Raw genomic sequence first — 5,132 nt, forward strand, 5'->3', positions numbered from 1 at the left:
CACTAGCAATAATATGATTTTCTATTTTCATTTAACTTGAGTTTCTATGAGTTTGGGATTTCTCGACATGACGCCCAACGTTAGGCCGCTTCACGTCGTTGCGGATTAAAGCGGACTGAGTTCTCTCTGCCGAAGATAATCTTTCTTCGTGAAATAAAGATTTCCGGTAACGAAAATGTCCGCAATGGCTTGAAACGGCGGTTATGCGCTTTCGCTATTCATACTTAAAAATTTGATAATTAGACTTGCAATTATAATTATGAAAGCAAATACAATAAAATTTAACGTCGGAAAAAATGCAAGTAAAATCATTGGATCAGATTCATTTCTTCCGTCCTTAAGCGACCAATTTATTTCTGGATTCAAAATTAATGTCGGAATATAAATTAGAGTCAAAAACAGGTTTGCAATAAAACATAAAAATATTGAATACCACGCTGGGTTAAAGTTCTTATTTTTATTATGATATTTTGAAATCCAAATTATCGCAACTATGGTACTTATAAGAAAAATAATCTCACTAACCGGCCAAATAAATTGGGTGACCAAATAGGCTAGGAGCAATATTAAATAAGTCTTGTTGCTTATTATTTCTTTTGAAAAAATTACTTTCATTTAACCTGGATTTTTTCGGCGATTGCGCATAACGTTAGGCCGCTTCACGCCGTTGCGGATCGAAGCGAACTGAGTTCTCTCTGCCGAAGATAATGTTTCTTCGTGAAACCGCAACTTCCGGCTACCGAAAACCCCGCAATGGCTTGAAACGGCGGTTGTACGCAGTTACGGCTTACTTTTATTTGTCTCGGTCAGTATTTTGGAAAGTAATTTTTTTCCATATTTGGTTTTTATTACTTCTACTTTCAGTTTCAATAATATTTCTAAATCCTCTTTTTCTCGTCTTTGTTCTCGCTTTTGGCCGCCAATTAAAAATGAAAGAAAAACAATAATATCGAAAAATAAAAGGAAGAAGAAAGCTTTATATTTTGTTTCCTCATCTTTAACATCTAGTTCATCAATTTGATCAGAATAATATTTATCAAGATTTTTTTTGACGTTTTTACCAGATGAAATTTCAAATAAGTTTTCAAATGTTTCTATTGATTTTACATGAGCAAATTTATTTCGTATAACCATTAAATCCGTAAGCTTTTGGATTCGATCTTTATCTATACCTTTTAGATCTTGAATAATTTGCACTTTCTGATTAAAACTTAACGAGGAAGAACCATGACCAAATGAAATAGATTTTTCCCATTCAATATTTAATATGCTTCCTAGAGCTTCAGAAATAGATTCTTCAATTATCAAAGTATGCTCTAAAATATACAATCTTAAATTCTCGGCTTTGGAAACTGCATTTAGGTTCATATCGTTAGTAATTGCGTACAACGTTCCCTGCATTTGCGCAGGAGCGGAAATAGGAGCAGAGTTCGCTCTGCTAAGATAGAACTTTCTTGGAAAGGACAAACGTTCAACTTGCTGAAATCCAGCTCTTGCGTAAATGCAGTGTTACCTGCCGTTATTCTCATGATAATCGTCCCGCTGTATGAATTTTGTAAAAATAAAGTCCTGTGCAACCTTCTTTTTTAATTTCCTTACGAATTATGTCATGAACACAAAGTGATACACCAAGTTTTGTCGAATTAAATAAAAGTCGGTCTCCTATTTTACCCAAATCAAATCGTTTTTTAATTGGGTGGTCTGTTCCTTGCACAAAAGTTGAATTCTGATAATCTAAGAAGTCAGGTTTGTCAAATAGATACAATATCGAATAGTTGGTTGTCACTTCATTTAAGTCTGTCACTTGTGCTGGAAACCAATTTGGTGAGTCAATCTCAGTTATGTATTTTTCTATGATTGCACGAAGTTTGTCTGAAAAAAGCAGAAAACCGCAACTATTAAATTGAAAGTCACCAGTCTGCCCAGCAAAACGACCGGGGTTGATTTTGAACTTTAACGGCTCAGTCAATTTAAAGTCCTTACTCTTATTCTCAAATAAGTCCCAATGGATGTTTGAGTCAACTGGGTCGGCATTACCAACTTTTGACTTTTCATCTCCTGTCAAATAGTAATATTTCTCTATTGTTCGTTCTATCTTCATTATAATGGCAGGTAACGTTAGGCCGCCAGCCGCAGTAGCGTCAGAGCGAACTGAGTTCTCTCTGCCAAGATAGAACTTTCTTCGTGAAATAACAATTTCCGGCTACCGAAAACCAGCTATTGCGGCTGGCGGCGGTTAGGTGACGTTTTATTTTACCAACTGATCCCTAGTTTTTTTGCTTCACTATTTATTTCATCTGGATAATTGTACAAAAAATCAATAATTACATTTTCATTCATGTCAATTAGCCCCCAGTTTTTACCATTCTTAAACACCGCATATCCTTTTAACATGCCAACGCCTCCATATGTCATTGCGTTGTCATATTTAAAAGCAATAATTGTTTTTCCTTTTTTATCGATCATTCCCCATTTGCCGTTTCGTTTACAGTAAGCTACTTCATCATTGCGGAACTTATCTATCTCATCGTATATAAAAGGAATTGAAATATTGTAGTTCGGGTCTATAGTTCCGTATTTACCATTTTTACATACAATCATATAATCTTCATAAAAATAGTCCATCGGCCCATATTGAATTTTACCGTCAATAATTCCATCATCAACACCATCATATTCTAAAGGAAGAATTACTTTTCCGTCTTTGTCAACAATTCCATATTTTTTTGAAAGTGTATCCTGTATACAAAAAGTGTTGGGTTTTCCACGATAAACAGATATTCTTTTTAGTATAGTATATCTTTCTATCGTGTCATTTGGATATGCGTAATTTGTGCTATCAATTTGATTTTTAATAGTGTCCTCAGAATTTCCTACTTCAACAAATTTGTTATCGATGTCGTTAATTTCACTCGATTCATTTGAAACTGCTACTTCTGTATGGAAATTGTTTTTAATCAGGTTAGATTTTGAAACGAAAAAACACAGAAGCATAGGCAAAATGTAAACAGCTAACTGAGGTGTCGTTATTCTATCATCTTTAAATTTCTTACCATACTGTGAAATAAGCACTGCATCAATTATATAACCTATGCCTAACCCTGTAGAAACTATATTTGCGATTTCCAAATAATGTAAATATTCAAGATTAAATAGCCCTTCTGAAAATTTTCCTTCACTATCGTTATATCCAAAAAATAAAAACGAAGAGACCCATTTCTTGCTGATATCCATATAAAAATATCCAAGAGCAAATAACGACGTGAACCCAGAATAATAGCGTTTTTCACGAACCATTTGATAACCTAGGATAACAACCCAAATCGGTGCTGATAGCAATATTACTGACAGTATAAAAAGAAATACGGCTATAATTAGCAAATAGCCGATTAAAGCTTCTCCTGCTTTATCTCCAAAAGACTTTTTAGGAACTAATGCAAAATGTCCTTTCTCGAACCATCCGCCTTTCTTCCAAATAATTTCATATTCTGTTTTTGCCATTTTATTTTAAAATTTTGGAAATGAGAACAAGAGGTTTTACAATGAAATGATAGCTAATTGTTTTTAAAATTACATTATGCTCAACTTGTTTGGCCATTTTTTCACCATAGTAATAGTAATTTTTTATAAACCAATCTCCCCAAGTTTTTTTTAATATCCAGTTATCCCGAAAGTGTCTTAATTCGAGGACAAAAGGATGATCATAGCTTCCCATTGTTGCCGTTGCTATGAAGCATTTTCCTTGCGGTTTTTCAGTTTGCTCTTCCGATGGTTGAGTCGGTTTTTCTGGTTCCTTTTTGGGAAATTTTAATTTGAAGTCATCTTCAATCTTCATCTCAAAATCCCAACAAACTTCCCTTCCATCGTCCTTGAATGTGTGACAACTTCTAACTACTTTAGGAATAGATTCTAATTCCAAAGGATTGTCCGCTAACAAAATCTCAGCGTTGTGAAAAATTGGAACACAAGGACCTATGGTCTTAATCTTATTTCCTCTCAAATCCAAAAATTTGATTACAGCAATATTGGAATCATACGCTGTAATTTCTTTGGGTAAGTATGTAGGAAAATCAACAATGTAATTATTCCTTAGTGAAAGGCGTTCAAGTCGTTTGAAGTTCTCTATTCCGTCCCAGTTTATGATGTTATTGTAATTTAAAGATAAATCTTTTAGTTCCTCGATCTCAGTCAAATCGTAATGTTGCAATAGTTCTTTGAAAGATTGGATTTGCGTCGAATCCAGATTTAATTCCGATTTGTATGAATCATAATCATATTCAAAAGGAACGAATTCAGTTTCTTTATGTTCTCTCGGAAAGCTACTAAGAACATCTTTTTGTTCGTATGTGATAACAACATTATATCCATTATTTGTGCGATAGTGTTCAATGTTTTTTATCATATTGTAGAAAGACGAAGATGCCAACCCTGTTCTAGCTTTGTGTTCTAGAGATTTATCCTTATACCATGCTGTTTCTTTAAATGGAATTTCCTTTTTTTGAGTTCTGGATATTTTAGGAAAGGATTTTTGATTTGTTTTTTCTTCCTTTCTCTCTATTGTATTTCCGCAATATGCACAAAACATTGAATTTCTCCCTGTAGGAAGTTGGTTTGAACTTCCGCAAGAAGAACATTGGATAACATCACTCATATCTTTAGTTTATGTAGGTTTCAAATTCGATGAATTCACTTAACGGTTTCCAATTTTCTAAACCATTTTTCCATGCAAGGGTTTGGCCGTTTATCACAGTCGTTTTCAAAAGTTGCACTAATTCCTCAAAGCGCAACGGGTTACTTTTTTCATTATCAATAACCCGTTGTGCGGTTTAATTTCCCAAGGCATGCTTCAGATGATTTAATGGTTTTCCATTGAGGAAGTTGATGTATTGTAAAACTGCCACGCTACTTATTTTGGTACACATCCTTGCAAATAAACCGTTCAACGTTTTCGCATAATTCCGTTTCAGATATAACTGATCACACATTTGAGAGAACAAGGTTTCGATTCTTTTTCGGACATATCTGTAATTTGGGTTCCATGTGGTTTCACGCCGCTTCATATTAGCCCTTAGTGGTGTGACAAGTCGTATCCTGTCGTTTTCAAAAAGAGAAGTCTGATAGCCTAAAGTAAG

The 5,132-nt window shown here is 34.2% G+C and carries 6 protein-coding genes and 1 pseudogene; all 7 read right to left on the reverse strand.

Annotated features, from left to right (window positions below):
* Nucleotides 1–201 precede the first annotated feature (201 nt).
* Nucleotides 202–615, reverse strand: coding sequence for a hypothetical protein (locus tag BLP55_RS15785; protein WP_091147036.1), 414 nt, complete (start codon nucleotides 613–615; stop codon nucleotides 202–204).
* A gap of 165 nt (nucleotides 616–780) precedes the next feature.
* Nucleotides 781–1,368, reverse strand: a complete 588-nt coding sequence (locus BLP55_RS15790; RefSeq protein ID WP_139149762.1) for a hypothetical protein — start codon at nucleotides 1,366–1,368, stop codon at nucleotides 781–783.
* Between the two features lie 157 nt (nucleotides 1,369–1,525).
* Nucleotides 1,526–2,101, reverse strand: coding sequence for an imm11 family protein (locus BLP55_RS15795; RefSeq protein ID WP_091147043.1), 576 nt, complete (start codon nucleotides 2,099–2,101; stop codon nucleotides 1,526–1,528).
* A gap of 152 nt (nucleotides 2,102–2,253) precedes the next feature.
* Nucleotides 2,254–3,501 carry a WG repeat-containing protein gene (locus BLP55_RS15800; RefSeq protein ID WP_091147048.1) on the reverse strand — a complete coding sequence of 416 codons (1,248 nt, stop codon included), beginning with the start codon at nucleotides 3,499–3,501 and terminating at the stop codon, nucleotides 2,254–2,256.
* A 1-nt stretch (nucleotide 3,502) separates the two neighbouring features.
* A complete protein-coding gene (locus BLP55_RS15805; RefSeq protein WP_091147050.1) occupies nucleotides 3,503–4,651 on the reverse strand; it encodes a CFI-box-CTERM domain-containing protein in 1,149 nt (382 codons plus the stop codon).
* Between the two features lie 4 nt (nucleotides 4,652–4,655).
* Nucleotides 4,656–4,811, reverse strand: coding sequence for a DUF4339 domain-containing protein (locus BLP55_RS17480; RefSeq protein WP_091147054.1), 156 nt, complete (start codon nucleotides 4,809–4,811; stop codon nucleotides 4,656–4,658).
* A 15-nt stretch (nucleotides 4,812–4,826) separates the two neighbouring features.
* A pseudogene (locus BLP55_RS17200) lies at nucleotides 4,827–5,132 on the reverse strand (IS982 family transposase); the annotation flags it as partial.

It is taken from the genome of Flavobacterium caeni, from assembly GCF_900101895.1.
Lineage (GTDB): Bacteria > Bacteroidota > Bacteroidia > Flavobacteriales > Flavobacteriaceae > Flavobacterium > Flavobacterium caeni.

Excerpts from the sequence above, each read along its gene's own strand:
- BLP55_RS15785 (WP_091147036.1), bottom strand. The coding sequence starts at position 615 with ATGAAAGTAATTTTTTCAAAAGAAATAATAAGCAACAAGACTTATTTA.
- BLP55_RS15805 (WP_091147050.1), bottom strand. The coding sequence starts at position 4,651 with ATGAGTGATGTTATCCAATGTTCTTCTTGCGGAAGTTCAAACCAACTT.
- BLP55_RS15790 (WP_139149762.1), bottom strand. The coding sequence starts at position 1,368 with ATGAACCTAAATGCAGTTTCCAAAGCCGAGAATTTAAGATTGTATATT.
- BLP55_RS15800 (WP_091147048.1), bottom strand. The coding sequence starts at position 3,501 with ATGGCAAAAACAGAATATGAAATTATTTGGAAGAAAGGCGGATGGTTC.
- BLP55_RS15795 (WP_091147043.1), bottom strand. The coding sequence starts at position 2,101 with ATGAAGATAGAACGAACAATAGAGAAATATTACTATTTGACAGGAGAT.